The following is a 26080-nucleotide window of genomic DNA, read 5'->3' as shown; positions in this document are numbered from 1 at the left end:
CGGTTGAGTGGCTGGTTAGTGTTTTGGCGAATACAAAACTAACCACTTTTACCGCCGTTTTCTATTGGTTCACGCTTAACCGCGATGAACCATTTTTTTTGCCCCCGTGGCCGGAAAATGCCAGAATAGTGGCTGTTTATACAGTATTCGGACTTTTCGATGGCACTCACCGCCGCGCTGAAGGCGCAAATCGCGTCATGGTATAAGGCGCTCCAGGAACAGATCCCCGATTTTATCCCCCGGGCACCGCAGCGGCAGATGATTGCCGACGTGGCGAAAACGCTCGCCGGTGACGAGGGCAGGCATCTGGCTATCGAAGCGCCAACCGGCGTGGGTAAAACGCTCTCCTATTTGATCCCCGGGATAGCGATTGCGCGCGAAGAGCAAAAAACGCTGGTCATCAGCACCGCCAACGTCGCCTTGCAGGATCAGATCTACAGCAAAGACCTGCCGCTGCTGAAAAAAATCATTCCCGATCTGCGCTTCACCGCCGCATTTGGTCGCGGGCGCTATGTTTGCCCCCGTAACCTGACCGCGCTCTCCAGCACTGAACCGACGCAGCAGGATTTATTGGCCTTTCTCGACGACGAACTCACGCCGAATAATCAGGAAGAGCAGAAGCGCTGCGCCAAACTGAAAGCCGATTTAGACAGCTACAAATGGGATGGCTTACGCGATCACACCGATCAGGCCATTGATGACGACCTGTGGCGTCGTCTGAGCACTGACAAAGCCAGCTGCCTCAACCGCAACTGTCACTATTACCGCGAATGCCCGTTCTTCGTGGCGCGCCGCGAAATTCAGGAAGCTGAAGTGGTGGTTGCCAACCATGCGTTAGTGATGGCGGCGATGGAAAGCGAAGCGGTGTTGCCAGAAGCGAAAAATCTGCTGCTGGTGCTTGATGAAGGCCATCATCTGCCGGATGTGGCCCGCGATGCGCTGGAAATGAGCGCCGAAATTACCGCGCCCTGGTATCGCCTGCAGCTCGATTTATTCAGCAAACTGGTGGCGACCTGCATGGAGCAGTTCCGGCCGAAAACTTTTCCACCGCTGGCCTCGCCGGAACGGCTGAAAGAACATTGCGATGAGCTGTATGAACACATTGTATCGCTGAATAATATTCTTAGTCTGTATATGCCTGCCGGGCCGGAAGCTGAACACCGCTTTGCGATGGGCGAACTGCCCGACGAAGTGATGGTGCTGTGCCAGCGGCTGGCAAAACTCACCGAAATGCTGCGGGGGTTATCCGAGCTGTTTCTCAACGATCTCAGTGAGAAAACCGGCTCGCACGATATCGTTCGTTTACACCGGGTACTGCTGCAAATGAACCGCGCCCTGGGCATGTTCGAAGCGCAAAGCAAACTGTGGCGATTGGCGGCGATGGTTCAGGCCTCGGGGGCGCCGGTCACCAAATGGGCGACGCGAGACCAGCGCGACGGGCAACCGCATGTTTGGTTCCACTGTGTGGGTATTCGGGTTAGCGATCAGCTGGAAAAACTGCTCTGGCGCCGGGTGCCGCATATCGTGGTGACCTCGGCTACGCTACGTTCGCTCAACAGCTTCTCACGTTTGCAGGAGATGAGCGGCCTGAAGGAAAAAGCGGGTGACCGTTTCGTCTCCCTCGATTCGCCGTTTAACCACGTCGAACAGGGCAAAATCATCATTCCACGGATGCGCGTTGAGCCGTCGATGGACAATGAAGAGCTGCATCTGGCTGAGATGGCCGCCTTTTTCCGCGGACAGGTTGAAGCCAAAAAGCATCTCGGGATGCTGGTGCTATTCGCCAGCGGCCGGGCGATGCAGCGTTTTCTGGAATACGTGCCGGATTTGCGCCTGTTGCTGCTGGTGCAGGGCGATCAGCCGCGCTATCGGCTGGTGGAGTTGCACCGTAAACGGGTCGAAAGCGGCGAGCGCAGCGTGCTGGTCGGGTTACAGTCATTTGCTGAAGGGCTCGATTTAAAAGGCGAATTACTCAGCCAGGTGCATATCCACAAAATTGCGTTTCCACCGATCGACAGCCCGGTGGTGATAACCGAGGGAGAGTGGCTGAAAAGCCTCAATCGTTATCCGTTTGAGGTGCAAAGTCTGCCCAGCGCCTCGTTCAACCTTATTCAGCAGGTTGGGCGATTGATTCGGAGCCACGGCTGCTGGGGCGAAGTGGTCATTTATGACAAGCGTCTGCTGACCAAAAATTATGGCCCGCGCCTGCTGAATGCGCTGCCGGTATTTCCCATCGAGCAACCCGACGCGCCAGAAGGTATAGTAAAAAGCAAAAGTTTACCGGCGCGGCGTAAAAGACGCTGACCTGCTGTCAGGAGCAATGCATGGACTATCGCAAAATCATTAAAGAAGTTGGTCGTGGCAAAAATCACGCCCGCGATCTGGACACCGATACCGCGCGTGGGCTATACGCGCAGATGCTTAAAGGCGAGGTGCCGGAGCTGGAGCTGGGCGGCATTCTGATTGCGCTGCGTATCAAAGGTGAAGGCGAGGCCGAGATGCTCGGCTTCTACGAGGCGATGCAGCAGCACACAGTTCGTCTCACGCCGCCGGTGGCGAAGCCGATGCCGATTGTTATCCCAAGCTATAACGGGGCACGCAAACAGGCTAACCTCACCCCGCTACTGGCGATGCTGCTGCACAAGCTCGGTTTTCCGGTGCTGGTGCACGGTGTCAGCCACGATCCTACCCGCGTGCTAACCGAAACCATTTTCACCCTGTTGGGCGTGGAGCCGACGCTGCATGCCGGGCAGGCGCAGGCGAAGCTTGACGGCCATCAGCCGGTGTACATGCCGATTGGTGCCTTCTGCCCACCGCTTGAAAATCAGCTCGGGATGCGCTGGCGTATGGGCGTACGTAACAGTGCGCACACCCTGGCGAAGGTCGCCACGCCGTTTGAGGAAGATGCAGCTCTGCGCCTGTCGAGCGTCTCGCATCCGGAATATGTGCCGCGCGTGGGCAAATTCTTTGCTGATATTGGCGGTCGGGCGCTGTTGATGCATGGCACCGAAGGGGAAGTGTACGCCAACCCGCAGCGCTGCCCGCAAATTAGCCTGATTGATAGCAAGGGTACACGGGTGCTGGTCGAGCGCGAAGATGCTCTTCGCGAAACAGTTCTGCCGGGCTCGAAGGATCCGGATGTGACGGCCAGATGGATTGAGCGCTGTGTCGCGGGTGTCGAACCGGTGCCTGAATCACTGAAAATGCAGATGGCCTGTTGCCTGGTGGCGACCGGGGAAGTCTCGGATATTAACGCCGGTCTGCAGCGGGTTAACGACTGCTGGTGATCAATCGGCAAAAAAAGCCCGTTCAGTGGCGTGAACGGGCGAATAAGGGTTAATTCTGGTACTGCAAGGCAATGCTTAAAGGTCAATGAGGGTTAAATCTGTTTCGGGTGATTATTTGTAAATCACCGCAGTACCGCTAATTTTGTTATTGGTGTTGGCAGAAGTAATGCTGTAACCGGTAGCGCCTGCAGCAGCGGCTTTCTCAGCCAGTTTCGCTTCCAGACCATCCAGAGTACTTGCCCCATCTACAGACACGGTACCGATTTTGTTCAGGCTTTGTGCTTCAGTCGGGGAGACCGGCTGTGCAGCAAACACGCCGAAAGACAGAGCAGATAGAGCGATAGCGACAGCAGCAGTTTTGATCGTTTTCATGGTTAATTTCTCGCAGGTTATTCTTTAAATGTGACGTTGTCCGTCGATGTGATGAGTATCACGTTTTTTCTCCGCAGATAAAATCGAATAGACTTGATGGACTTCATCGAAAAATTTGAATGATTAATAAATTACTGATTATTAATAAAATAAATTGGTGGTTGAAGCAGAAAACGAGGATGAGACGTCGGGAGAGAAGTTAAGGGCACGGATTGCGACTTTTTTCGGCAAAAAGTGTGCGCGTAAAGACAACCGGTTTCGCTGTAGTGGAAGCTATAGTTTTGTCAGTAAATCTACAGATTGCGGATGTGGCAGGCACTATACACCGATAATGTGCATTTTATAAAACTTTTGTGCTGTTGATGCGCGGCGGGCCATTTTGGCGAGTGCAAAAAAATGCGCCTGTATAAAGAGGCGCATTTCCGATGGCATTAACTTGAACAGATTATTTGTAGATGGTTGCGGTGCCGAACATTTTGTTATCGCCGCTGGCGGAATTAACCACATACCCTTTGGCACCCTCTTGATGCGCTTTTTCAGCCAGTTTGTTCTGTAGATCCTGGAAATCATCAGCACCAGAAACAGATACTGTACCTGCCGAACGTAGCTGCCCGGTATCACCTTGCTTGAGTTGTTGAGGTTCGGCGCTCGCCGAAAAAGAGAGCATCGACAACGCACCTGCCGCCATTACAACCAGTATTCTTTTCATGTGCACATCCTCTCTGTATCCACCTGTGGGATAGGCTAAGTGTAGGTGGAGAAAAAATGTGACATACCGCAAAAAATTGGTGATGATCTGCACGTTTTTCGAACGACATAAATTGACGAAAAACTGACAAACCAGCCACATTTAAGTGGCTGATAAGATGAGGGTTATCGTGCGTCAGGGCGAACGAGGTCGAACCGCTGGCTTTCGTCGATGCTGTAATATGCCGAAGGGCCGCCCGCCCGCAGCACCGGCCGCGCTTTTGCGGTCTGATAAATGCCGTTTTCCAGCAGCGATTCATCAATGTGTACTGCAACCACTTCCCCGAGCACCAGCCAGGTGTCAATCGCCGTGCCATCTGCCCCGGTAAGCTGAATACACTGCGATAAGCGGCACTCGAAGTTGACCGGGCTTTCGGCCACGCGCGGCGCATGCACGATTCGGCTGTCGGCGGGCGTGAGCCCGGCGCGCACGAACTCGTCTTCACCCGGCGCGAGGCTGGCGGAGGTTTCATTCATCGCGCTGGCGAGATCAAACGTTGTCAGGTTCCAGACGAATTCACCCGTTTCAACGATATTACGCACGCTATCTTTCCAGCCGCTGCTGGCGAAACCGATGATCGGCGGGCGATAGTTAAAGCAGTTAAAGAAGCTGTACGGTGCCAGATTGCGGTTACCCTGCGCATCAAACGAAGCGATCCAGCCAATCGGGCGTGGGCCAATGATGGCATTAAGCGGGTCGTGCGGCAGTCCGTGTCCGTCTGAAGGCTGATAAAAATACATAGCGCACCTGTGACATAAAAATAATATGAAGACTCACTTATTTACCTCACCCGCGTCAACGGGTATCTTACGCTGCCGTCAACAGGAGGAAGACATGAAAGCCCAAAAGCCGGGGTTACACCCGCGTAACCGTCACCACGCCCGATACGATTTACCCGCACTGTGCAAAGACACTCCGGCACTGTCGGCGTTTATCGTCACCAGCCCGGCCGGGGAGCAGACCATTAATTTTGCCGATCCTGATGCGGTGAAGACCCTGAACGAGGCGCTGCTGGCGCATTTTTACCAGGTGAAAGGCTGGAACATTCCTGAGGGCTTCCTTTGCCCACCGGTGCCTGGCCGCGCGGATTATCTGCACCATCTGGCGGACCTGCTGGCAGAAACCACCGGTAGCGTGCCGACAAATGCCAGCGTGCTGGATATTGGCACCGGAGCGAACCTGATTTATCCGCTGATCGGTAGCCATGAATACGGCTGGCGTTTCACCGGCACCGAAGTCAATGCCGAAGCCATTGCCGGTGCACAGGCTATCATTGATGCCAATCCGGGGATGACCCGTCAGATCCGTCTGCGTCGGCAGAAAGACCCACAGGCGATCCTGACCGGGATTATCCATAAGAATGAAATGTTCGATGCGATGATCTGCAATCCGCCGTTCCATGATTCTGCGGCAACCGCGCGTGAAGGCAATGAGCGTAAACGCCGTAATCTCGGCCAGCAGAAAAACGACACCCTGAACTTCGGCGGCCAGGAGCAGGAGCTCTGGTGCGAAGGTGGCGAAGTGGCGTTCATCAGCAAAATGATCGACGAAAGCCGCCAGTTTGAGCGGCAGGTGATGTGGTTCACGTCGCTGGTGTCACGCGGTGACAATCTGCCGTTGCTGTATGCCGCCCTGACCAAAGCGGGCGCGGTGAAGGTCGTAAAAAAAGAGATGGCCCAAGGGCAGAAGCAGAGTCGCTTCATTGCCTGGACCTTCCTGGACGACGACAAACGCCGTCGTTTTGCGGCCCGCGCGCGTTAATCACGCCGTCGGTAGACCCGGGGCGGGCGGCTCAAGCGCCCCTGCTGCCGGGATGCCCGGTGCAGGCAGTACCTGATAGGTCTGCACCGGCGCACGAACGCCCGCCTTATCGAAATGCTTCTTCACCTGCGTATCCAGCGCGAAACGCACCGTCCACTGTTTTAGCGGCAGGGTAGTGAACGTGACCCGCAGCGTGAACGCGGTGTTAGTCAGGCCCACCAGACCCGCAAACGACGGCTCGCCGATCACCAGCCCGCGTATCTCCTCCTGCTCCATCAGCTCTGCCACCGCCGCTTTCAGCGCGTTATTGGCAGTATCGACCTCTTCGCTGCGATCCACGTCGTAGTTCGCCACCACCGAGCCGATGCCGCGCACAAAGTTGGCAAAGGTCGTAATCGAAGACCACGGAATGATGTGATAGGCCCCGGTATCCTGGCGTACGCCGACCGAGCGAATCGTCATCCGCTCCACGGTACCGGTAAGTGGCCCGATGGTCACCAAATCACCGGTGTTCATCCCGTTTTCAAACTGAATGAAGATGCCAGTGATGATGTCTTTTACCAGCGTTTGTGACCCGAAGGATATCGCCAGTCCCAGTGCCCCGGCACCCGCCAGCAGCGGCGCAATATTCACCCCAATTTCCGAGAGCAAAATCATCACCGTGATGGTGCTGATCACCACCGCCAGGGCGTTGCGAAACAGCGTCAGCAACGTGCGGGCGCGGGCGCTCGGCAGTGGCCGACCATGAATATCAGACGCCAGACGGTTTTCTATCAGGCTTGCCAGCAGCGTCCAGCCAATCGCCGAGAAGAACAGAATAAGCGCGATGCGGATAATGACGTCCACCGTTTTCTCGCCCGCACCGTTGTGCAGCCAGTTCCAGAAATCGAACAGGCCCCAGGCGCTCAGCAGCATCATCACCGCCACGCAGACCGTCAGAATACGGGCGACTTTCAGCGAGGCAGACAGCCAGCCGTTGAGCCGTTTTTGCAGCTCCGGATAGTTGCGCTGAGTTTCGGGTGACAGGGTGATGGTTTTGGCAATCCATCGCGATAGCATCCCCGAAATAAAGGCCGCAATGCCGATAATGGCGAGGCTGCGCACTGACGCGCCCATCATAAATTTCAGGCTATTGCCGGGGTCGAACAATGAGAAGAAGAACAGCACAATGAAATAGGCGCTGGCGAGCCAGTGCCAGAAAAGCGCGAAGGCGCGGATAAACAGGCTGAAGAAGGCAAGCGATCGGTCCGCCAACTGGATAAGGCTGTCGGTAATGGCTTTCTTGTTATGAAAAATTAGCCACAGCGCCCAGACGGTGATGCACAACATAATGGCCACGTTCGCCAGTGCGCCGGTTTGCACATTCACCTGATTGGAAATGATCGGCACCGCCACAATCAGCCCGTAGCCAATCAGGCTGCTCAACAGGCTCAGGCGTAAGCTCCAGTAGCGGGCGCTTTGATCCTCAATGTTGAACGGGCGCAGGTCCGGCACGTGCGGGCAGAAAATCAGCCGCAATATGGCTTTAAAGAACTCAATCAGCGCGAAGGCGTTGAGAAACAGGCTTTGCTGAAACGCCACGGTCCGGCTACCTGCGTTGAGTCTGTCACTTAACATTTGCCCGACAAACAGCGTCAGCCCCAATAGCAGCAGGTCGATAACCAGTGCCCCGGTGATCATCGCCGGCAGGTGCAGCCAGTTGCTGCGATCGCGATTCTTGCGTCGTCCCCACTGGCCCATCTTGCGGTACAGCGGCAGGGCACACAGGCGCAGTAAGGTGTAAAAGACGAACACCAGCAGTGCCAGCAGCAAAAAGTGGGTTACCGCATTGGTGAAGGTGTGCGAATTAAACGGCTTATGCGGTGCGGTAGAGATGTTGCGCCACAGCTGCGCGAAGCGGGTGGAGAGTGCCTCCCCATAATGACGACTGATGTCGGTCACGCTTTCAAGCACGGTTTTTTCTTCACTGACCGGCGGCGGGGTGAGTGATGGCGTCGGATCCTGCGGGGGCGTGGCGGCTGCCGTGCGCAACTGTTTAATCAGCTCCTGGCGGGAAGCATCGTTTTCCAGAACATCGGCCAGTGCCGCATAAGCGGCCTTTTTCTGCGCGGCGTCGGGTTCTGCTGACGTGGAGGCACTGTCAGAACTGGACGCTGGGGCCGTTACGCCGGGGAGAGTTACCGCCTGGAGCGGGGCACAAAAAAGTGTCGCAATAAGCAACAGGATCCACGGCACAGGCGCCTCCCTTTTAAATTATCAACAAAATGATAAGTATAGCGGCTGGGGAGGGGCGGTTTGATTTTGGGAGGATTCTCTCCCCCAGACACGGGGGAGAGTGAAGCAAATTACGAAACGTGCTGCAAAAATTCCTGCAGGCGCTGGCTCGGCGGGTTCTCGATAAGGGTTTGCGGATTACCGTCTTCGGCAATACGCCCCTTATCAATGAAGATCAGACGCGAGGCCACTTTTTCAGCAAAGCCAATTTCGTGGGTCACGATGACCATGGTCATGCCTTCTTCGGCCAGATCCTGCATCACTTTCAGCACTTCATGACGCAGTTCCGGATCGAGGGCGGAGGTCGGCTCATCGAACAGCATCATTTTTGGTTTCACCGCCAGCGCTCGGGCAATCGCCACGCGTTGTTGCTGACCGCCGGACAGTTCCGATGGGTAGTGATGCCCACGTTCCGCCAGACCGACCTTCGCTAACAGGGCCTTGGCCTGTTTTTCTGCGTCGGCTTTGGAGGCACCGCGCACGCGCTGCGGGCCGAACATCACGTTTTCCAGCGCTGTCAGATGCGGGAACAGGTAAAACTGCTGGAACACCATGCCAGCTTCCTGACGAATCAGCCGCTCATCGACCTTCGGATCGTTGACCTTCAGACCATCGACGATCAGGTCGCCGCTGGTGATTTCCTCAAGCTTGTTGATGCAGCGCAGCAGGGTAGATTTACCGGAGCCGGAGGGCCCGATTATCACCACCACTTCACCCTGGGTAATGTTCAAATCGATGTTATGCAGCACCTGGGTTTGGCCAAAGTGCTTGGAGACGTTTTTAAATTCAATCACAGGATTTTCATCCTTCTTTCAAGAATGCGGAGCACGATGTTCAGGACCTGGGTGATTATCAGATAGATAACCCCGACGGCGGTCCAGATTTCCAGGGCGCGGAAGTTCCCGGCGATGATCTCCTGACCGCTACGGGTCAGCTCGGCAGCACCGATAACGATGAACAGCGAGGTATCTTTGATACTGATGATCAGCTGGTTACCGAGCGCAGGCAGCATACGACGCAGTGCCAACGGCATAATCACATGGCGAATAGTTTCGCGGCGCGACAGGCCGAGCGCCAGTCCCGCTTCGCTGAAGCCTTTGTGGATGGACAATACCGAGCCACGGGTGATTTCCGCGATATAGGCACCGGAGTTGATCATGATGGTGATCACCGCTGCCGTGAAGGTGTCGATGCGAATATCCGGGAAGGCCATCGGCAGGGCGAAGTAGATATACATCACCTGAACAACGATAGGGGTGCCGCGGATGATTTCGATGAATACGAGGGCAACGTGGTTGGCAATCCAGCCGCCGTAGGTGCGGGCCAAACCGGCCAGCAGGCCGATAATAATCCCGCCTGCTAACCCGAGGATCGAAATCCACAGAGTCATTTTGGCGCCATCCAGCAGGATTGGAATGGCAGGCCAGATGACGCTCCAGTCAAACTGCATAATGTTGTATTCCTGTTACTGTTACCGTGGTTCAAATGTGACAGGGGCGAAAGGTCGCCCCTGTGAAAAGTAAAACCGAGTCAGACTATTTATTTAGGTTCAGTGCCGAACCATTTTTTGTAGATCTCGTTGTACTGACCGTTTTCGCGCAGGGTCTTCAGCGCGCCGTTCACTTTCTCACGCAGTTCGTCGCTGCCTTTCGGGAACGCAATACCGTACTGCTGAGCTTCCAGTGATTCGCCAACCGCTTTGAACTGGCCGTTGCCCGCCGTTTTAATGAAGTACAGGATGTTCGGCGTATCGTGCAGGACGGCGTCAGCACGGTTGGTGCCGAGTTCCATGTAGGCGTTATCGATATTCGGGAATTGGCGCAGGTCTTTGGTTTTGATGTTCGCTTTCGCGTAATCCACCGAACCGGTACCGCTCTTCACTGCGACCACTTTGCCATCTAAATCTTTAACGCTTTTGATGTCGTTGTTGTTGGCTTTGACCATCACCAGCAGACCGCTTTTGTAGTAGCCATCAGAGAAGTCGATCGCCTTTTTACGTTCGTCGGTAATGGTTATCCCAGCCAATGCCAGGTCGATGTTTTTAGTCTGCAGCGCAGGGATGATGCCGCTGAAATCCATTGGTTTCAGGGTGTAGTTGAGCTTCAGCTCTTTGGCGATTGCGGCCCACAGATCGACGTCAAAACCAACGTATTTGTCGCCTTGTTTGAATTCGAAGGGTACGAACGCGGTGTCAGTCGCGACAACCAGCGGCTTTTCCGCGGCCTGAGAAGAAACGGCAAAAGCCAGGGTCAGTGCAGCCAGTGAAACTTTAAATACAGACTTCATAGCATTTCCTTTTATAACCACGGGGCAATCCCCTGCGAGAACAATCCGCATATGAAAAAATCGTGCCAGTTTTACAACTTGTTGTTTTTCAACGAAGCGGTAGCCCGATATTGCACAAAAAGAGGGGCAAGGCACGCGGTATGCACCATTGTGAGGCGCCAAAATGGTGCGCATCAGGCGATGGGCATGACGTGAGGTTATTAAGCGCAAATTACGCTGATAAAACAATCTTTCATTAACGATTGTGTGAGGTGATTATTACAATTGGTTTACTTTTGCGGGGCGGCCAAGCCGTTTTGCGCACTATAAAAGTGCAAAACCCCTCGGGAGAGGGGTTTTAGGGATAAGAAAAAAGTATGGTTATTCGATGTTAGATTCGATGAACCACAGGAACTTATCCAGGTCACGTGACGCTGCAGTCAAGATATCGGCAGTGTCTTCATCTTTAGCTTCTTCGATGGCCTTACGCACATCGTTTGCCACAATCGCGTAACGATCGGCCAATTCTTTCAGGTGATCCTGAACGCTGTGAATGTCCAGCGGATAACTTTTCAGCGCTGTTTTGCTGTTAACGACCTGAGTGGTGCCGAGTGCCACGCCGCCAAGCTGAACGGCACGTTCTGCCATGGTATCCAGATGGTCAATCAGCGCTGTGCGGAAGCCGTCAAGCATCTCATGAACGGCAATAAAGTTTGCACCGCGCATATTCCAGTGGGCCTGTTTGGTGATCAGCGACAGGTCAATGAACTGGATAACCTGGCGATTCAGCAACTCAATCGTCGCTTTTTTCTCGCTGTCCGATACATCGTTGCGGGTATAGAGCAGATTAGATGTTTTGGTTTTTACCAGTTTAGCGGTACTCATAATCTCATATCCTCTTGATGTGAAAAGTCCCAGTGAATTACCGGAAATAAGTATAGCATCGGATATTCATGCTGCTGGAACGTTCGTGCCTATCGGTTTAATAGTGCGATTGAGGTTGTGGTCAATAAATTATTGATAATCAAGGTGATGGGAGATTTTTGTATCGATTGGAAGCTATTTATTAAGAAAGGTCTGTTTATTTCAGAAATATTTCCACCAGAAAATGATTGAGTGGCGAAATAATTGTTTGCAGCCGCAGGGGCATATAGCCCCCACGACGGTACGCTAATCTTTAATATCGACTTTTTCTATTTTGGCTTCGCGGCGCATAGTTAGCGTAGAGCCCATCGACGCGGCAATGATCGCCAGCAGGGCGAAGCTCTGGGTGCCGGTCAGGGTTTCACCGAGGAAAATCATGCCGGATACTGCCGCCAGAGCCGGTTCCATGCTCATCAGTGTGCCAAAGGTGCGGGTCGGCATCCGGGTCAGGGCGATCATTTCCAGCGAATAGGGCAGGGCGGTAGACAAAATGGCGATGCCCAAACCTAAGGGCAGAATTGACCACTGCCACAGCGCATCACCGGCCTGGATGGCACCGATCGGCACAAATACCACGGCGGCAATCAGCGAGCCCATCGCCACCGTCGCCGGGCCATGTTCTTCCCCGGCACGCTGGCCGGTCAAAATGTAAACCGCCCAAAAAGCCCCGGCCCCGAGCGCCAAAGCAGCTCCGGTTAAATCGACGTGCGCTATACTTTGCCCTAAGGGAAGTAAAAACCACAGGCCGAGCACCGCCAGCACCACCCACACAAAATCCACTGCACGGCGAGAACCGAACAGCGCCACGGCCAACGGGCCGGTAAATTCCAGGGCCACAGCCACACCCAGCGGAATACGTTGGATAGAAAGATAGAACAAATAGTTCATTGCCCCGAGGGACAAGCCGTAAAACAGCAGCGGCAGGCGTTGTTCACGGGTGAAGCGCAGACGCCAGGGCTTGAAGATGCACACCAGAATCAGCGTACCTAACGTCAGGCGAAGGGCGGTGACACCGGGCGCACCGACCAGAGGAAAGAGCGATTTTGCCAGCGCAGCGCCACTCTGAATCGAACACATAGCTATCAAAATTACGAGTATCGGCAGCCATACCGGGAACTTACGTGACAACCCTGGCATCCTTTCTCCTGTCAGCTTTTGTCAAAGGAAGTAAAAGAGGCAGTGTAAATGAATTACCCCTTTTTGGTTTAGGCATTGTTGAAAAAAAACGGTGAAAAGCGTCTTACAATAAAGTTCACTTAGCGGATAAAAACGCTGCCAGTTTAGGAATAATCTGGATGAATGCGCCATCGGATGAGCGCAATAATGGCAAAATCTGCGAGGAACCTGCTGATTTTCAACAGGGAGTGTCAACACTGGAAACGTTTAGTTACATGTTTGACCCCCTTAGACAACGTGAATCGCAAAGAGTTTCTTAATAAATTTTGATATATTTAAAACTTACGGATTTACTTGAAGCACATTTGAGGTGGTTATGAATAAAATTGCACGTCTTTCAGCACTGGCCATTGTACTGGCTGCAACCGCAGGTACTGCTGTAGCTGCTACTTCTACCGTGACTGGCGGTTACGCTCAGAGCGACATGCAGGGCGAAGCCAACAAAGCAGGTGGTTTCAACCTGAAATACCGTTACGAGCAGGATAACAACCCACTCGGCTGGATTGGTTCTTTCACTTATACCGAGAAGAATCACAACGAAAGCAATACCTATAACAAAGCTCAGTACTACGGTCTGACTGCTGGTCCAGCTTACCGCATCAACGATTGGGCGAGCATCTACGGTGTTGTCGGTGTTGGCTACGGTAAATTCCAGGCAAACGACTTCCCAGCTAGCAAATCTGACATGAGCGACTACGGTTTCTCCTATGGTGCAGGTATGCAGTTCAACCCAATCGAAAACGTGGCTCTGGACTTCTCTTACGAGCAGTCTCGCATTCGTAACGTTGACGTTGGCACCTGGATCGCTGGTGTTGGTTACCGTTTCTAATCACTTCGGTGATAATGAAAAATCCGCCCTTGTGGCGGATTTTTTTTGCCCTTAAGTGACCCACCGAGCTATTCATAGCTCATAGAGAAGGTGCCTGTCGCTTTGAAATCGCCAGTCGTGACTCCCCCGTTACCACTGGTAACCAGCTGGGCCTTGTAGTTGAACGTCTTCGACCATTGCATGGTTGCTGGGGCTTCGGTATAGACTGATTGGCTATCGTTGGCCAATAGCTGAGCACCATTTGGTGCCCATATTTTCACTCCCACTCCACCGGCACGCAGTGATTCTGCTGAATTATTCGTCAATAACCCTTTGTACGCGCTATTTGCCGTTAGCTTTGTTCTAAATCTGAGCACGTTAGAGCACTGGGAGGCGGTGATTGTAAAGCCGACCTGCTTGGTTTTATTGTTTTTGACATCGTCAATTTCATAATTACGTCCCAAATCAACTGAACCCGTCCCTGCGGATGAGACTAAAGAGGTGCAGGTTGGCACCACAACCGGAACATTCATGCTGCCCATCGTGATATTCATGGATTTATGCTGCGCTCCACCAACACGGAAATAACCCGCGTAGCCAGTTTTGTTTAAATTAATACTTTTTATTCCAGATGGAATGCCATCATATTCTGGTTTTTGATAAAGCGTAATAATAACATTCCACCTCTTACCCTGGACCTGGTACTCATCCAATGGCTGATTATATTCACTTGCTCTGGAACTATAAAGCGCACTTCTGGCACTACCACCGTTTGCCGCTATTTCGATCGTATAAAAGATACCCTTAACGTTTGTATCAAACAAAGCAACGCCATTAATATCAGTCGACGCATAAAAGTCTGTACTACGCTTAGAGTACAAATTGTCACCATCATCACCCGCATGGCAATTTGAATAAGTATCGGTCAAATATGTCCATTGTTTTACTTGGGTGGCATTGCTCGTTCTGGGAAGAAAAGTGATGGGCACAGATTCATTCACGTTAATCGTAGGATTTAAATTACCTTCAAACTCGCAATCACGCGCATTGGCGGTACTTGAGAAAAAAATGAACAATAGTAGCGCTGGAATTTTAAGTGTTGTTGCTTTTTGTATAAGATAATTAATCATAAACCACACTCACTAATACATTTGAGGTTACTCTACCTGCTGTGGGAGAGCCATAATTCTGATAGCGAACATAAAATGAGTAATCTGTTAAATATTCTGACCATGCCTTTCCTTTAACGTCATAGGTTACATCTGACATGCCATCGCTATTTAATACATTCTTATTTGTCATAGAGGAGAAAACAACCACACCTACATTTTTTGCGCCATCACTGCTTTCATTGATAAATATTTGTTTTGAACTGGCAGGAAACGTGCCTGTAAGTGGTTTGAACGTGAAATGTAAACGGCTAGCCTCACCAGTAGTCCAGTCTTCACAATCCTCGACACGAATATTAAACGGGGTCCCTCCTGCGGCATCGGTCGGCAAAAGTGGTGAAGATGGATCCCCCCGATCGTTAAAATAGTTCAGACTGACGATAGGCATATGAATATTTCCGTTATTATCAACAGAGATGTAACAGGTGTTGTTAATAATATTGGCGGTAATGTTGACATCCATATCAGCATTGCAGATCAAGGGTAATGTTCCTGATAACAAAAAGCCGAATAGGTATGCAGGTCTTAATCTACAATGCTGACGGAAAAACATATTTATATCCTATCGATAGGTGACAACAAAGGTAACGGGAGCCTGGAATGTTCCCGCGCTCACGTCATTAATGGTTTTCCCACTAGCAATCACCATACGGGCACTCATGGCGACATCTTTTGTCCCCCCGGAAATCGCAATATCTTGCGCAGTCGAGCGTGTATTGCAATTGAACTCGGTTCCGGAGTCAGGCTGACCGTTCCAAATTTCAACGGCAGTGGCGGCGGATGTTCCTCCGGCATTAGGGTAGGAATTGCCATTGCCGCTGGTACCGGAACAACTCGCGGCGATCTGGGTACTGACCAGCGCGCCATGCACACCAGAACATCCACTAAAGGAGAGCTGGAAATTCTCCTTGCGAGTTTTCCGTTCTAAGTCAGATTTAAAGACATCACCAAAACCGATAATTGAGGCTGCGGCCCCGTTCTTATCTTTAATCTGGGCGTTACAGGTGCCGGCTTCAATGGTAGAGGTCAGTGTTGCCGTCAGGCTCGGTGTACCGTCAATGGCAAAGACCAAGGGGGAGACCGTCAACATTAACGCGCCCATACCCAGAAACAGTGATTTGTGTAATTGTTTATTCATCATAATTCTCCCGGTCCTGGGTGATTACTCATAGGTAAAGTTAAAGGTGGCCGTCGCGCTAAAAGTACCTGGGGTCGCTTTATCGTTACCGTATGTCGGTACTATTTTTGCCACCAACCCAACACTCTTACTGTTAATTTCCGCACTGGTCCAGACGAGTCGAGTGGCATCGCTGGTAGAGTTGATGACAAAAGGATCTCCGCCACCACTGCGAGAAATGGTTGCCCCAAGAAATGTTGCGGCCCCCGCTCCGGATAAGTTATTGGTTAGCGCGGTATTGAGATAGTTGGAAGGCGTCCCACTCACTGTTGTTTTTAAACGCGTAATACTTGAAGGGCAGGTGACGATATCGAGCGTGAAAGGTTTGCTCGCGCTGGCATCCGCCGAAATAATCTTATCAAGGGATGTTTTTCCGCCACTACCAATAGGGATGATATAATTTGTCGCATCACCTGACCCGCCTGTGATTCGCATATCACAGGTTGTTTCACGAATGCTCGCTGTAAATTTGACATCAACGTTCTGTGCAAATAACAACGAGGGGCTCACACAGCCAATAAGCGTTGCGAATGTTAAATAATGACCTGTTTTAATCATGATGAGATCCTGGTTTATTCTCCGATGAATATGTTAATGACTGATGTGACATTCCTGATTTTGTAACAATATTGACTTGCCGATGGTTCGCGGTTCAGCCGAAATTTGATAATTCACCTGACACTGTTCATCTGCGGCGCGACCCCACCGCACACTTAATACTCCGGTTTGATCAATGCCGCGGACCCAGGCTCTACCCGCCTGACCAACGCTGCCCACCAGATTGTTTTTACTGTCGTAGACATCTGCGCCAAGCGGTATAAATCCTTTGTCTGAGCGAATTAATTCCAGTAAAACAGAACGCCCTTCATCCGTGGCAAAATTAACGAGGATAACCGCGCCATCACGCGGAATAGCCATGCTACTGGTATTTTCTATTTCAATATCGTTTTCAAGCGTATCAATATTCAGCCCAATACTGTTTTCAGTATAGGGAGAAAGCCAGGGGATAACGGCGTAACCATTGTCATCAATCTGACCATCGCCATTACTCATCCTGGTGCCTTTGGCACCTTTAGCCTGCACGAGGGCGATGGTGCTGTTTACCCCCAGGTTGCCGGGTGATAAGGTCAGACCGCCACTGTGCAGAACGATGCCGCCACTGTTCCCCAAAGAATATTGCTGGCCATTATCGCCATTCACCGATACCGATCCGCTGAATGGACCCCACGGGCTATTGTAGGTTGCATACCCGCCAATCTGCTGCAGATCGCCCGAATCGGATTGTGATAAAGAGGTATTTACGCTGTAGCTGTATAGGTTATTCGCGCTATTACCACTGATCGACATATCCGTTTGGTTATTGCCCTTAAAGTCGGTACTGGCAGACGTATTTAGGGTATTAAACCCACCTTGGGTTGTTTCATGTCCCAGAAGTCTGTCTAACGGTAAACTTAAACTGATATAAGCACGATCGTCCTCTTCACCCCATTCGTTATAGGCGCGCTGGAGGGATATATTGTAACTCGCCCAACCCAGGGAGTTACTGTAACCTAATGAATATTGAGAAGTTGTTTTTGTACTGTTCCAATAACTTTGCCAGCTGCCTGTCAAATAGACCGCCCCGTAATCCTCTTCGTCGACGCGCAAGGGCTGGTTGATATTTATTTGGATCTCATTTTTTTCATGTTCAAAGTTCTGCAGGGTTGAACCATTTTTATCGTATTCAGCTTCCCGAATATCATCTTCCAATTGTGCCGCATCGCTAAGGCTGTAGTAGTTTTTGGTTGAGAAGCGATAAGCCGCCACGTTTAATGACGTATCGGTCAGTTCCAGAAGTTTACTGTACGACAGGCGATAACTTTGCCCTTCTAAGGTGCCTGCGGTTTCGAATTCGGCGTGTGAATGCGTCACATCAAAGGCAAAAGCCCCGATGGCGGTATTCAGGGCGATACCTGCCAAGCCTGCGTAATAGTCAGTATCCGTAACCTCAAATCCAGAATATCCGGTAAAAATATTATTCAAACCGTAATAGCCGGTAGCAGTCACGACACGGGTATCTCCGCTGCTGGAATCTTCATTGAGTTTACCGATGCCAAACTCCCAGCGTGCGTCCCCCGGGCGCAATAATTGGGTGACCGAGGAGAAGGGCACAGAAAAATGGGTTTTGCTTCCATCTGATTCTTCTACGGTCACATCCAAATCGCTGCCGTACCCGGTGGGATTCAGATCGGTAATCGCAAAAGGCCCCGGCGGAACGGTATTCTCATAAATGATGTTGTCATTCTGACGAATGGTGACTTTTGCGTTACTGTTAGCCATACCGCGCACCACAGGGGCATAACCCGTGGTCGATGCCGGTTTCATGCGATCGTCACTGTATAAGCGCATCCCGCGCAGGCTGACGGAGTCAAACGTATCACCGCTGGTGTAGGTATCACCGATAACAAACTGGGATTTGATGACCGGAATATCGCGCTGGACGAACAGCTCCTGGTGGTCGTAATCGCCACTTTCCTCATTTGACCAGTGCGCTGCACCCCGTGAGCGAAACCGCCAGGCACCCAGGTTGAAGCCGGAGTTAATACCGGCATACAAGCTTTGCGACGTTTCACCGTCGTTTTTAGCGCTGTAGGCATTGATATCCCAGGATAACATCGCCGCGTTAACCCCACTGTCCCACAGGCTCGGATCGACGTAATCGCGTGGCACTCTGGAGGCATAAATCTGCGGTAATGAGATATCCAGACGCTGTTCGGCGCTATCAAAATGTAGCTGTGCTCCAGGAAAAAGAGCGCCTAAATCATAGCAAGTGGCTTCGTCCGCAGGCTCGACGGCTGCGATGGGATTCTCGCTATTTTCCAGTTTCAACTGCATTAACAGCTTATGCGTGATACAGGGTGTCGCTATTTCGGTGCCGTTCTCCTTGAACAGAACCTCGCCGTTATATTCTTGTCGGTCGTTAATGTAGATGTTCACATTATAAACACCGGGTAAAACGGGATTGCCTTTGGTGAAACGGTCGACGTTGATCTGTCTGCCATTACCGGCGTTAAACAGAAACTGATCGTTGAACTCCACAACTTCAGGTGCGCTGGCCGAGACCTCATTTTCCGCAGCACTGATATGCATAGGAAGGAGGGCGCAACTTAGCAGGAGTACCGGATAGCGGTTAGCTGATGCTTTCACGTTGATGGATTTCCATTTCATGAGACGTGTTTTTAGTCGTTTGCTTTCACAGCTTGGCTTCGTCTTTTGATGCACCACCGAAATCATTAATGGTGTTGTATTCGACTTTCGCTCCAGCAGGCGCTGCCGCTAAGCCTTTCACCTTGAATGACTGGCTTTCGCCGGGTTTAAGCATCACCGTATCTATCTCGTATTTGGCCTTGCCATTCACCAGGAAGGCATCGCTAAAGGAAATATGGAAAGGGGAGGGGTTGTTAACCTCAACATACAGATTTTGGCCTGTCGTTTTCGTTTTCCAGATCAGCGTCTTTGCCGCCTCGGAGGGATTTCCCTTTAATCCCGCAGGGCGATAAAAAAGCTTGATGCGGGTACGAAATGCCAGCTGAAGAATATTTTGATCGTCAGCCGCATTCGCCTTTGGCGGCACTTCGAGCACGTTGAACCAAAACATACTTTCTTTATCTTGCGGAAGGGCAGTCCCTAAATAGGTGACTTTAATGGTCTGGCCTTTAGACGGATCGATCCGGGATACGGGCGGTGTTACCAAAAAAGGAATATTGAGTTCTTGTGGATTGGTATTTTCACGACCATCGTCAATCCATGACTGAACCAGTAGAGGTTTTCCTCCACGATTTTCAAGTTTTACGGTGACACTTTTTTGTGCCGCAGGATAAATGACACGTGTGCCTGAAATGACAATATCAGCCTGTGCGGCCGGAGCCATCATCAGGCCTGCGAGTAATCCAACGGCTGGAATAAAATTATTATAATGTCTAATTCGCATGTTTAATTAACTATCATTTAATGGGTCTGGTTGGTTAATAGATTCGCCTTAAGCGATCACGTTATCAATTTATAGAAGTAGAGGGCATGCCGTTGCCGACATGCCAAAATTAATTTAACGCTATATATTATTCGTAGGTCATGGTGAAGGTTGCGTTGGTGTTGACTTTACCCGCGATGATTGGGTTGTTGGTCGCATCCATATCAGCACTTGGAACATATTTGGCGACGTAAGCAAACACCCCGCCGTTGGTTGCGCTCAGGTCAAGTTCCTGCGAAGCATCGGCCGGGTCGCCAATTTTCACCTGTTCTGTGGTGCCGTTGCCATTGTTGAACAGGGCAATGTTCACGTTTTCAGCGGCACCCGATACGGTGGCATCAGGTTTTAAGGTGCCAGTTGACAGCTCAGCGAATTGTTGAGATGTGAATGAAATAGCTGCTTTGGTTAGCGCAGGATCACACTCTGACAGTTTCAGCTCAAATTCTTTCGTTGCTGCAGTGCCATCAACGACGGCGTTTTTTGTCACCACCGGCATAGAAATAGTGACATTATGTGCATCCAGACCGTTATTGGTAGTGACTTTACAGGTTGTATCGGAAACCGCGCCATCAAACGTAATAAGGCCAAGATCGGTATCTGCATTAGCCGATAATGCACTCATTGCCAGTAATAGTGCGCTAACTTTAAATTTCATATTTATCATCCCTTATAAAACAAATTAAATATCAAGTGGATTCCCGGCGTGATTAAAAAAATTTAAACATAGCTTAAAGAATCTTAATAAAATATAGCGTGATGACGGCCTTTGATGCATGTGAATTAGTTATTAAGCTCTAATTGATCATTGGAAATTATCATTCGGCGTTGATTGATTATTATTATTTATGGTTTTTTGGATATATCTTAATGGGAAGGTGAAAATATAAGCGTAATGATGGGGGTTATTAATTTTTTATTGAGGAGCTTGAGGGGGACATAAAGCGTAGAATAGTACCCCGCGTTGGCGGGGTATTCGTCAGAAACAGGTTATTTTGACTGCAATTAACGTTCTGATGCTAGTGTGCGCCGGTATCAAATACGTCGGTGCCGAGGTGATTGTAATCCACCTTTTGCAGTTGGAAGTTGGTGACGTAAACCTGACCCGCTTTCTGATTCGAGATAAAGCGGTACGGCGTGGCAATTTCCTGCGCCTGAATGCCGGTCCACTGTGAGAAGAACTTGAGGAAATCGTTCGCCGAGCGGCGCGCCTTAATCACCCGATGGGTTTTGTCATCGCTGGACAGCACCAGGAATGGCACCTGGAAGTTCTGCTGGAACTTGTCATCGTGTGCCAGATACTGCACCGACTTTCCGCGTTCCTTAAAGGCCAGGCCATGGTCGGAGAAGTAAACCAGTGAGAAACTGTCCCCGGAATTGCGCAGCTGATCGTAGAGTTTGCTCAGCAGCTGGTCGGTATCGGTCATGGTCTGCAGATAGCAGGAGGTCTCTTTTGAGGTCACGAAATGGGTGTATTTACCCTGAGTTCGATCGCAGGCCTGCGGATGCGACCCCATCAGGTGCAACACGATGAGCTGGGGTTGCGTACGCTCGGTGGACAGCACCTGGGCGGTCATCTTCAGCAGCTCTTCATCTTTGGTGTTTTTATCCGCTTCAAAATCCCCGTTCTTGAGGAAATGCGCTTCGTCCGCGCGCTTGGCGATACTGGCGATGGCGGTGTCGTACTCCCCGATTTGCCCCTGGTTTGAGAACCACCAGGTCTGGAATCCGGCACGGTTAGCCAGCGTCACGAAGTTATCCTGATACTGCGGCTTACCGTCGACGACACGGTTTAGCGTCATGCCCAGCGATTTCTGCGTCGATCCGCTGGCGGAGATGTAATCGGTAAACAGTGTGCCGTTAACGCTGCTTTCAAAGGGCGTGTTATCCCAATGTCCGCCAAAGGCGCCCAGCGCGTCCCGACGCGCACTCTCGCCGATCACCACTACGTAGGTGTGATATTTCGGTTTTACTGCTAATACGGTCCAGGTGTCTTTCAGATGGGCAAATTGTGCCAGACGCGCTTTCTCATCGAGAACCTGCTGATTGCTGATGGCCACGTCGTGCACAAAGCGCACCGCCGGATAACCGATTTTCGTGATGCGGAACACGCCGTCCCAGGCAATTTCCTGCACCGGGCGCACGAAGGCCACGCCGACACAAAACAGCAAGCACAATAAATCGATTTTACTCCACGCGCGTTTAGCCTCCCGCTTACGGCGAACGGCTATCACCCCAAGGGCAAAAATAAACAGCGCAATAAAGTAGCTGTACCACGGGAAGATGGTCAGAATTTCTGTGGATTCTTCAGCATTGGTCGAATGCAGCGCCAGCAGGGTATTAAAGTTTGGTGCGCCATAAGCCTGACCAAACGGATAATAAAAGGCGGCCACCAGCGAATAAACGCCGATCAGCACTTTCTGGGTGCGCGGCGCGGCGCGCCACAGCACATGCAGGACGCAGGTAAACGCGACGGCATACAGCAGGCTGAAAGGATATCCCAGCGCCAGATTTATAAGCAGTGATTGTAAAAAGTAAAATCCGGTCCATGGGTTAAGCGCCAGGCCACGTGCTGCCAGCGTTTGTTTCAGCGTTACATTCATAGGTCACAATCAAAAAGCCGCCATGTGCGTCCCCTGGCGTCGAAGGGTAAAGCCTGCCTGGCAGTGCGCGAAGAAGAGGTTCAGCGAAGCGCAAAAGCTGCAGGGATGCGAGAAGATAAATTTGATGAATACTAACGTCAACTACTCATCACAAATTGTTTTGCGAGGGCGATTGCAAATCCGGAAAAAAGATGGGGTTTTAGCGGCCAAACGACCAGTATTGCCGGGGATTGTGACAGGAAAATGAAGCGGCGTACCGCGACGCCGCATTAATGAGAAGGTTTGTCATCCTGCTGCGGTTTGCTGTGGAACATATCGCACAGCATGTTGAGAAGCATCAGGCGCACTTTAAAAGGAGAATGGCTAAACACGTATAAACACCTCTTGAATTCGTTCATAGGACCTCCTGAACTTTCCGCACCTTCATTCCTTGAAGGATGTTCGTATTACATACAGATATAGCACAGGCTATATTACTTAGCTATGGCTAAAACGTTAATTTTTTGTGCTCGGGTCACTATCCTATACAATAGAGCTCCTTTATCTGATGCACTGACGCGTCACAGCGAAGAGGAAGCAGAATGAGCCGTCGCACAGGCACCCCAGGAATAAAAAAAGTGACGCAATTAGTAAATGTTGAAGAGCATGTGGAAGGCTTCCGTCAGGTGCGTGAAGCGCATCGCCGCGAGCTGATTGATGATTATGTTGAGCTGATTTCAGACCTTATCCGCGAAGTGGGTGAAGCACGGCAGGTAGACATGGCGGCCCGACTCGGTGTGTCACAGCCGACGGTAGCCAAAATGTTAAAACGTCTGGCCGGTGTTGGGCTTATTCAGCAGATCCCGTGGCGCGGAGTGTTTCTCACCCCCGAAGGCGAGAAGCTGGCGCAGGAAACCCGCGAGCGTCATCAGATTGTTGAAAACTTTTTACTGGCGATTGGCGTCAGTCAGGATACCGCCCGTCGTGATGCCGAAGGCATGGAGCATCACGTCAGCGAAGAGACGCTGGAACGCTTCCGACACTTTACCCTTCAGGCGGGACTGCACGCTGAATGAACCTCCCTTTTCTGCGGTCGCTTCTGCGCGACCGCTTTTTACATCTGCTGCTTCTTATTACGATCGTCCTTTCTCTATGGGTTCCTTTTCATCCTTCGACGTGGCCCGCGGCCATTGACTGGCACACCATCATCACGCTGAGCGGGCTGATGCTGTTGACCAAAGGGGTGGAGCAGAGCGGTTATTTCGACGTGCTGGGCCGCAAGATGGCGCGGCGGTTTGTCACCGAACGCCAGCTGGCGATGTTCATGGTGCTGGCGGCGGCGGTGCTATCGACGTTTCTGACCAACGACGTGGCGCTGTTTATCGTGGTGCCGCTGACCCTGACCCTGAAAAAATGGAGCGCCATTCCGGTCAACAGGCTGATTATCTTTGAGGCACTGGCGGTCAACGCCGGGTCACTGCTGACGCCGATTGGCAACCCGCAAAACATCCTGCTATGGGGGCGCTCCGGGCTCTCCTTCCTCTCATTCAGCTGGCAAATGGCTCCGCTGGCGCTGGCAATGATGCTCACGCTGTTGCTGCTGTGCTGGGTCTGCTTCCCGGCCAAAGCGCTGCATTTTCAGAGCGGCGACCAGACGCCGAACTGGAAGCCTAAGCTTGTGTGGAGCTGCCTGGCGTTCTACCTGATTTTTCTGCTGAGCCTGGAACTGCATCAGGAGCTGTGGGGGTTGGCGCTGCTCGCGGCTGGGTTCCTGGTGCTTGAGCGTCGGGTAGTATTCAGCGTCGACTGGACGCTGCTGCTGGTGTTCATGGCAATGTTTGTTGATGTGCATCTGATGACTCAACTCCCGGCGCTGCATCATGCGCTGTCCGGCGTGGGCGGCTTGTCTGACGTTGGACTCTGGCTGACGGCGATCGGCCTGTCACAGGTCATCAGTAACGTGCCGTCGACCATTCTGCTTATCAACTACGTCCCCCCGTCGATGCTGCTGGCGTGGGCGGTGAACGTCGGCGGGTTTGGTCTGCTGCCGGGATCGCTGGCCAATCTGATTGCGCTGCGAATGGCTAACGACCGCCGTATCTGGTGGCGTTTTCACCTCTATTCTATCCCATTGCTGCTGTGGGCGGCGGCGGTAGGATTCGGTCTGCTGCTCGTTGTCAGATAATAAGCTACCGGACTACTCGGTGTTTGGTGATGCGCCGCGCGGACAAGGTCCAGAAATAAGGTTCAGAGGATTGGGCAAGAAACGGGCAGGATCGCCCCATTCGCAAACGCATGAGTGAGCCTATAACTGTACACAACAAGGACACAACACTCACCCACAACATCCTCTAAGGAGAACGTTATGCGTTACCAAAAATTAGGCAATACCGGTTTATTTGTCTCCGAACTGTGCCTGGGCACCATGACCTTCGGCGGTGAAGACGGCATGTGGGGCAAAATCGGTCAACTGCAGCAGTCGGACGCGGAACGTCTGGTCGGCAGCGCGCTGGATGCGGGCATCAACTTTATCGATACGGCCAATGTCTATTCGGAAGGGCGCTCGGAGGAAATCACCGGGCAGGCGCTGAAAAACCTCAAAGTGCCGCGTGAAAACGTAGTGGTGGCGACCAAAGCGTTCGGCGAGACCGGCACTGAGGGCGTCAACTCCCGCGGCAGTTCGCGATATCACATCATCAACAGCGTGAAAGAGAGCCTGCGTCGGATGCAGCTCGATCATATCGATCTCTATCAGCTTCACGGCTTTGACCCGGCTACGCCGATTGAAGAGACGCTGTATGCGCTCGATAATCTCGTACAGCACGGGCACGTCCGCTACATCGGGGTATCAAACTGGTCGGCGTGGCAAATCATGAAAGCGCTGGGCATTTCTGACCGTCTGGGGCTGTCGCGCTTTGCCTCGTTGCAGGCTTACTACACCATTGCCGGGCGCGATCTGGAGCGGGAGCTGGTGCCGATGATGCAAAGCGAAGGCGTCGGGCTGATGGTCTGGAGCCCGCTGGCCGGTGGTTTCCTCAGCGGCAAATATGGCCGCGATGGACAGAACGAGGCGGGCGGTCGTCGCCTTGAGTTTGACTTCCCGCCGGTGAACAAAGAACGCGGCTTCGATTGCATCGACGTGATGCGCACTATCGCCGAAATCAAAGGCGTGTCGGTGGCCCAAATTGCGTTGGCGTGGCTGCTGCATCAGCCGGTGGTCAGCAGCGTGATCATTGGGGCGAAACGTCCGGATCAGCTGGCGGATAACATTGCCGCGACCGGGATTCGCCTCAACGAAGACGAGCTCAAGCAACTGGATGCGGTCAGTGCGCTGCCGCGCGAATACCCAGGCTGGATGCTGGAACGTCAGGGTGAATACCGTCGTAATCAGCTGAAAGGTTGATCCGCATTTCCTTTGCACAGGTGGGCTTCGGCCCGCCTTTTTTTGTGCACAGAAAACCCCCAGCTAGGCTGGGGGTTCCGTAAAGCTTTCAGCTTTGAGCCAGTTATCAAAACCCCTTTTGATTTGTT

General features: G+C 52.0%; 26 protein-coding genes. 8 read left to right on the top strand and 18 right to left on the bottom strand.

The features are described 5' to 3' along the window. The 3 genes from ACG0Z5_RS22635 to ybiB all read left to right on the top strand — a co-directional run. A partial coding sequence (locus ACG0Z5_RS22635) for a hypothetical protein (protein ID WP_394451346.1) occupies nt 1–206 on the top strand: 206 nt, incomplete at its 5' end. Further along, on the top strand, nt 160–2304 hold the full coding sequence (dinG, locus tag ACG0Z5_RS22630; protein WP_394451345.1) for an ATP-dependent DNA helicase DinG: 2145 nt from the start codon (nt 160–162) through the stop codon (nt 2302–2304). The genes ACG0Z5_RS22635 and dinG, both read left to right, overlap by 47 nt. 20 nt (nt 2305–2324) lie before the next feature. Then, nucleotides 2325–3287, top strand: coding sequence for a DNA-binding protein YbiB (gene ybiB / locus ACG0Z5_RS22625; RefSeq protein ID WP_394451344.1), 963 nt, complete (start codon nt 2325–2327; stop codon nt 3285–3287). 111 nt (nt 3288–3398) lie between these two features. On the opposite strand, the gene ybiJ is transcribed toward ybiB, so the two are convergent. From ybiJ to ACG0Z5_RS22610, 3 genes are all read right to left on the bottom strand, one after another. Continuing rightward, nucleotides 3399–3659 (bottom strand): DUF1471 family protein YbiJ, encoded by a 261-nt coding sequence (ybiJ, locus tag ACG0Z5_RS22620; RefSeq protein ID WP_319629387.1) that lies wholly within the window; start codon nt 3657–3659, stop codon nt 3399–3401. A gap of 445 nt (nt 3660–4104) precedes the next feature. Next, the gene (gene bhsA / locus ACG0Z5_RS22615) at nt 4105–4368 is read right to left on the bottom strand and encodes a multiple stress resistance protein BhsA (protein WP_394451343.1); all 264 of its coding nucleotides are present in this window, start codon (nt 4366–4368) and stop codon (nt 4105–4107) included. 164 nt (nt 4369–4532) lie between these two features. Then, nucleotides 4533–5147 carry a flavin reductase family protein gene (locus ACG0Z5_RS22610; RefSeq protein ID WP_394451342.1) on the bottom strand — a complete coding sequence of 205 codons (615 nt, stop codon included), beginning with the start codon at nt 5145–5147 and terminating at the stop codon, nt 4533–4535. A gap of 94 nt (nt 5148–5241) precedes the next feature. Between ACG0Z5_RS22610 and rlmF the strand changes: the two genes are divergently transcribed. Continuing rightward, nucleotides 5242–6168: a 23S rRNA (adenine(1618)-N(6))-methyltransferase RlmF gene (gene rlmF / locus ACG0Z5_RS22605; RefSeq protein WP_394451341.1), complete on the top strand. Its 927-nt coding sequence runs from the start codon at nt 5242–5244 to the stop codon at nt 6166–6168. Here rlmF and ybiO read toward each other — a convergent pair whose 3' ends face one another. The 6 genes from ybiO to rhtA form a co-directional block, all read right to left on the bottom strand. After that, entirely contained in the window at nt 6169–8403 is a 2235-nt protein-coding gene (gene ybiO / locus ACG0Z5_RS22600; protein WP_394451340.1) for a mechanosensitive channel protein, read from the bottom strand. It abuts the gene before it with no gap. A 110-nt stretch (nt 8404–8513) separates the two neighbouring features. Beyond that, nucleotides 8514–9236, bottom strand: coding sequence for a glutamine ABC transporter ATP-binding protein GlnQ (gene glnQ, locus ACG0Z5_RS22595; protein ID WP_394451339.1), 723 nt, complete (start codon nt 9234–9236; stop codon nt 8514–8516). Further along, entirely contained in the window at nt 9233–9892 is a 660-nt protein-coding gene (gene glnP, locus ACG0Z5_RS22590; RefSeq protein ID WP_394451338.1) for a glutamine ABC transporter permease GlnP, read from the bottom strand. The genes glnQ and glnP overlap by 4 nt, the downstream gene beginning before the upstream one ends. 89 nt (nt 9893–9981) lie before the next feature. Beyond that, nucleotides 9982–10728 carry a glutamine ABC transporter substrate-binding protein GlnH gene (glnH, locus tag ACG0Z5_RS22585; protein ID WP_394451337.1) on the bottom strand — a complete coding sequence of 249 codons (747 nt, stop codon included), beginning with the start codon at nt 10726–10728 and terminating at the stop codon, nt 9982–9984. Nucleotides 10729–11088: 360 nt separating this feature from the next. Further along, nucleotides 11089–11592, bottom strand: coding sequence for a DNA starvation/stationary phase protection protein Dps (dps, locus tag ACG0Z5_RS22580; RefSeq protein ID WP_319629379.1), 504 nt, complete (start codon nt 11590–11592; stop codon nt 11089–11091). 285 nt (nt 11593–11877) lie between these two features. Next, complete coding sequence (gene rhtA, locus ACG0Z5_RS22575; RefSeq protein ID WP_394451336.1) at nt 11878–12768, bottom strand: threonine/homoserine exporter RhtA; 891 nt, start codon at nt 12766–12768, stop codon at nt 11878–11880. Nucleotides 12769–13123: 355 nt separating this feature from the next. On the opposite strand from rhtA, the gene ompX reads away from it, so the two are divergent. Beyond that, nucleotides 13124–13636, top strand: a complete 513-nt coding sequence (gene ompX, locus ACG0Z5_RS22570) for an outer membrane protein OmpX (RefSeq protein WP_394451335.1) — start codon at nt 13124–13126, stop codon at nt 13634–13636. Nucleotides 13637–13704: 68 nt separating this feature from the next. Here ompX and ACG0Z5_RS22565 read toward each other — a convergent pair whose 3' ends face one another. The 9 genes from ACG0Z5_RS22565 to mntS form a co-directional block, all read right to left on the bottom strand. After that, nucleotides 13705–14745 carry a fimbrial protein gene (locus tag ACG0Z5_RS22565; protein ID WP_394451334.1) on the bottom strand — a complete coding sequence of 347 codons (1041 nt, stop codon included), beginning with the start codon at nt 14743–14745 and terminating at the stop codon, nt 13705–13707. Next, entirely contained in the window at nt 14738–15337 is a 600-nt protein-coding gene (locus tag ACG0Z5_RS22560) for a fimbrial-like protein (RefSeq protein WP_394451333.1), read from the bottom strand. The genes ACG0Z5_RS22565 and ACG0Z5_RS22560 overlap by 8 nt, the downstream gene beginning before the upstream one ends. Before the next feature lie 9 nt (nt 15338–15346). Further along, nucleotides 15347–15925: a fimbrial protein gene (locus tag ACG0Z5_RS22555; RefSeq protein WP_394451332.1), complete on the bottom strand. Its 579-nt coding sequence runs from the start codon at nt 15923–15925 to the stop codon at nt 15347–15349. A gap of 21 nt (nt 15926–15946) precedes the next feature. Continuing rightward, a complete protein-coding gene (locus ACG0Z5_RS22550; protein ID WP_394451331.1) occupies nt 15947–16519 on the bottom strand; it encodes a fimbrial protein in 573 nt (190 codons plus the stop codon). A gap of 33 nt (nt 16520–16552) precedes the next feature. Beyond that, nucleotides 16553–19168 carry an outer membrane usher protein gene (locus tag ACG0Z5_RS22545; RefSeq protein WP_394451330.1) on the bottom strand — a complete coding sequence of 872 codons (2616 nt, stop codon included), beginning with the start codon at nt 19166–19168 and terminating at the stop codon, nt 16553–16555. Nucleotides 19169–19193: 25 nt separating this feature from the next. Further along, nucleotides 19194–19931, bottom strand: a complete 738-nt coding sequence (locus tag ACG0Z5_RS22540) for a fimbrial chaperone (RefSeq protein WP_394451329.1) — start codon at nt 19929–19931, stop codon at nt 19194–19196. A gap of 127 nt (nt 19932–20058) precedes the next feature. Further along, nucleotides 20059–20625, bottom strand: coding sequence for a fimbrial protein (locus ACG0Z5_RS22535; RefSeq protein ID WP_394451328.1), 567 nt, complete (start codon nt 20623–20625; stop codon nt 20059–20061). Nucleotides 20626–20986: 361 nt separating this feature from the next. After that, nucleotides 20987–22570, bottom strand: a complete 1584-nt coding sequence (locus tag ACG0Z5_RS22530; protein ID WP_394451327.1) for a phosphoethanolamine transferase — start codon at nt 22568–22570, stop codon at nt 20987–20989. Nucleotides 22571–22839: 269 nt separating this feature from the next. Beyond that, nucleotides 22840–22968, bottom strand: coding sequence for a manganase accumulation protein MntS (gene mntS / locus ACG0Z5_RS22525; protein WP_394451326.1), 129 nt, complete (start codon nt 22966–22968; stop codon nt 22840–22842). Nucleotides 22969–23151: 183 nt separating this feature from the next. Between mntS and mntR the strand changes: the two genes are divergently transcribed. The 3 genes from mntR to ACG0Z5_RS22510 all read left to right on the top strand — a co-directional run bounded on the left by mntR (nt 23152) and on the right by ACG0Z5_RS22510 (nt 25952). Then, nucleotides 23152–23625 carry a manganese-binding transcriptional regulator MntR gene (gene mntR, locus ACG0Z5_RS22520; RefSeq protein WP_394451325.1) on the top strand — a complete coding sequence of 158 codons (474 nt, stop codon included), beginning with the start codon at nt 23152–23154 and terminating at the stop codon, nt 23623–23625. Further along, a complete protein-coding gene (locus ACG0Z5_RS22515) occupies nt 23622–24734 on the top strand; it encodes an anion transporter (protein WP_394451324.1) in 1113 nt (370 codons plus the stop codon). The genes mntR and ACG0Z5_RS22515 overlap by 4 nt, the downstream gene beginning before the upstream one ends. A 180-nt stretch (nt 24735–24914) precedes the next feature. Further along, nucleotides 24915–25952: an aldo/keto reductase gene (locus ACG0Z5_RS22510; protein ID WP_394451323.1), complete on the top strand. Its 1038-nt coding sequence runs from the start codon at nt 24915–24917 to the stop codon at nt 25950–25952. Nucleotides 25953–26080 lie beyond the last annotated feature (128 nt).

Source organism: Scandinavium sp. M-37 (genome assembly GCF_043558715.1).
GTDB lineage: Bacteria > Pseudomonadota > Gammaproteobacteria > Enterobacterales > Enterobacteriaceae > Scandinavium > Scandinavium vulneris_A.
Note: the sequence above shows the minus strand (reverse complement) of the source record. Positions and strands in the feature narration are given on the sequence as shown.

Bases quoted from the DNA above. Each gene is read 5' to 3' on its own strand.
- rlmF (WP_394451341.1), top strand. From the start codon at position 5,242: ATGAAAGCCCAAAAGCCGGGGTTACACCCGCGTAACCGTCACCACGCC.
- ACG0Z5_RS22565 (WP_394451334.1), bottom strand. From the start codon at position 14,745: ATGATTAATTATCTTATACAAAAAGCAACAACACTTAAAATTCCAGCG.
- ACG0Z5_RS22540 (WP_394451329.1), bottom strand. From the start codon at position 19,931: ATGCGAATTAGACATTATAATAATTTTATTCCAGCCGTTGGATTACTC.
- glnH (WP_394451337.1), bottom strand. From the start codon at position 10,728: ATGAAGTCTGTATTTAAAGTTTCACTGGCTGCACTGACCCTGGCTTTT.
- ACG0Z5_RS22550 (WP_394451331.1), bottom strand. From the start codon at position 16,519: ATGATTAAAACAGGTCATTATTTAACATTCGCAACGCTTATTGGCTGT.
- ACG0Z5_RS22510 (WP_394451323.1), top strand. From the start codon at position 24,915: ATGCGTTACCAAAAATTAGGCAATACCGGTTTATTTGTCTCCGAACTG.
- ACG0Z5_RS22530 (WP_394451327.1), bottom strand. From the start codon at position 22,570: ATGAATGTAACGCTGAAACAAACGCTGGCAGCACGTGGCCTGGCGCTT.
- dps (WP_319629379.1), bottom strand. From the start codon at position 11,592: ATGAGTACCGCTAAACTGGTAAAAACCAAAACATCTAATCTGCTCTAT.
- ACG0Z5_RS22515 (WP_394451324.1), top strand. From the start codon at position 23,622: ATGAACCTCCCTTTTCTGCGGTCGCTTCTGCGCGACCGCTTTTTACAT.
- ybiJ (WP_319629387.1), bottom strand. From the start codon at position 3,659: ATGAAAACGATCAAAACTGCTGCTGTCGCTATCGCTCTATCTGCTCTG.
- mntR (WP_394451325.1), top strand. From the start codon at position 23,152: ATGAGCCGTCGCACAGGCACCCCAGGAATAAAAAAAGTGACGCAATTA.
- rhtA (WP_394451336.1), bottom strand. From the start codon at position 12,768: ATGCCAGGGTTGTCACGTAAGTTCCCGGTATGGCTGCCGATACTCGTA.
- glnP (WP_394451338.1), bottom strand. From the start codon at position 9,892: ATGCAGTTTGACTGGAGCGTCATCTGGCCTGCCATTCCAATCCTGCTG.
- bhsA (WP_394451343.1), bottom strand. From the start codon at position 4,368: ATGAAAAGAATACTGGTTGTAATGGCGGCAGGTGCGTTGTCGATGCTC.
- ACG0Z5_RS22610 (WP_394451342.1), bottom strand. From the start codon at position 5,147: ATGTATTTTTATCAGCCTTCAGACGGACACGGACTGCCGCACGACCCG.
- ACG0Z5_RS22555 (WP_394451332.1), bottom strand. From the start codon at position 15,925: ATGATGAATAAACAATTACACAAATCACTGTTTCTGGGTATGGGCGCG.
- ybiB (WP_394451344.1), top strand. From the start codon at position 2,325: ATGGACTATCGCAAAATCATTAAAGAAGTTGGTCGTGGCAAAAATCAC.
- dinG (WP_394451345.1), top strand. From the start codon at position 160: ATGGCACTCACCGCCGCGCTGAAGGCGCAAATCGCGTCATGGTATAAG.
- ACG0Z5_RS22560 (WP_394451333.1), bottom strand. From the start codon at position 15,337: ATGTTTTTCCGTCAGCATTGTAGATTAAGACCTGCATACCTATTCGGC.
- ACG0Z5_RS22545 (WP_394451330.1), bottom strand. From the start codon at position 19,168: ATGAAATGGAAATCCATCAACGTGAAAGCATCAGCTAACCGCTATCCG.
- ompX (WP_394451335.1), top strand. From the start codon at position 13,124: ATGAATAAAATTGCACGTCTTTCAGCACTGGCCATTGTACTGGCTGCA.
- mntS (WP_394451326.1), bottom strand. From the start codon at position 22,968: ATGAACGAATTCAAGAGGTGTTTATACGTGTTTAGCCATTCTCCTTTT.
- ACG0Z5_RS22535 (WP_394451328.1), bottom strand. From the start codon at position 20,625: ATGAAATTTAAAGTTAGCGCACTATTACTGGCAATGAGTGCATTATCG.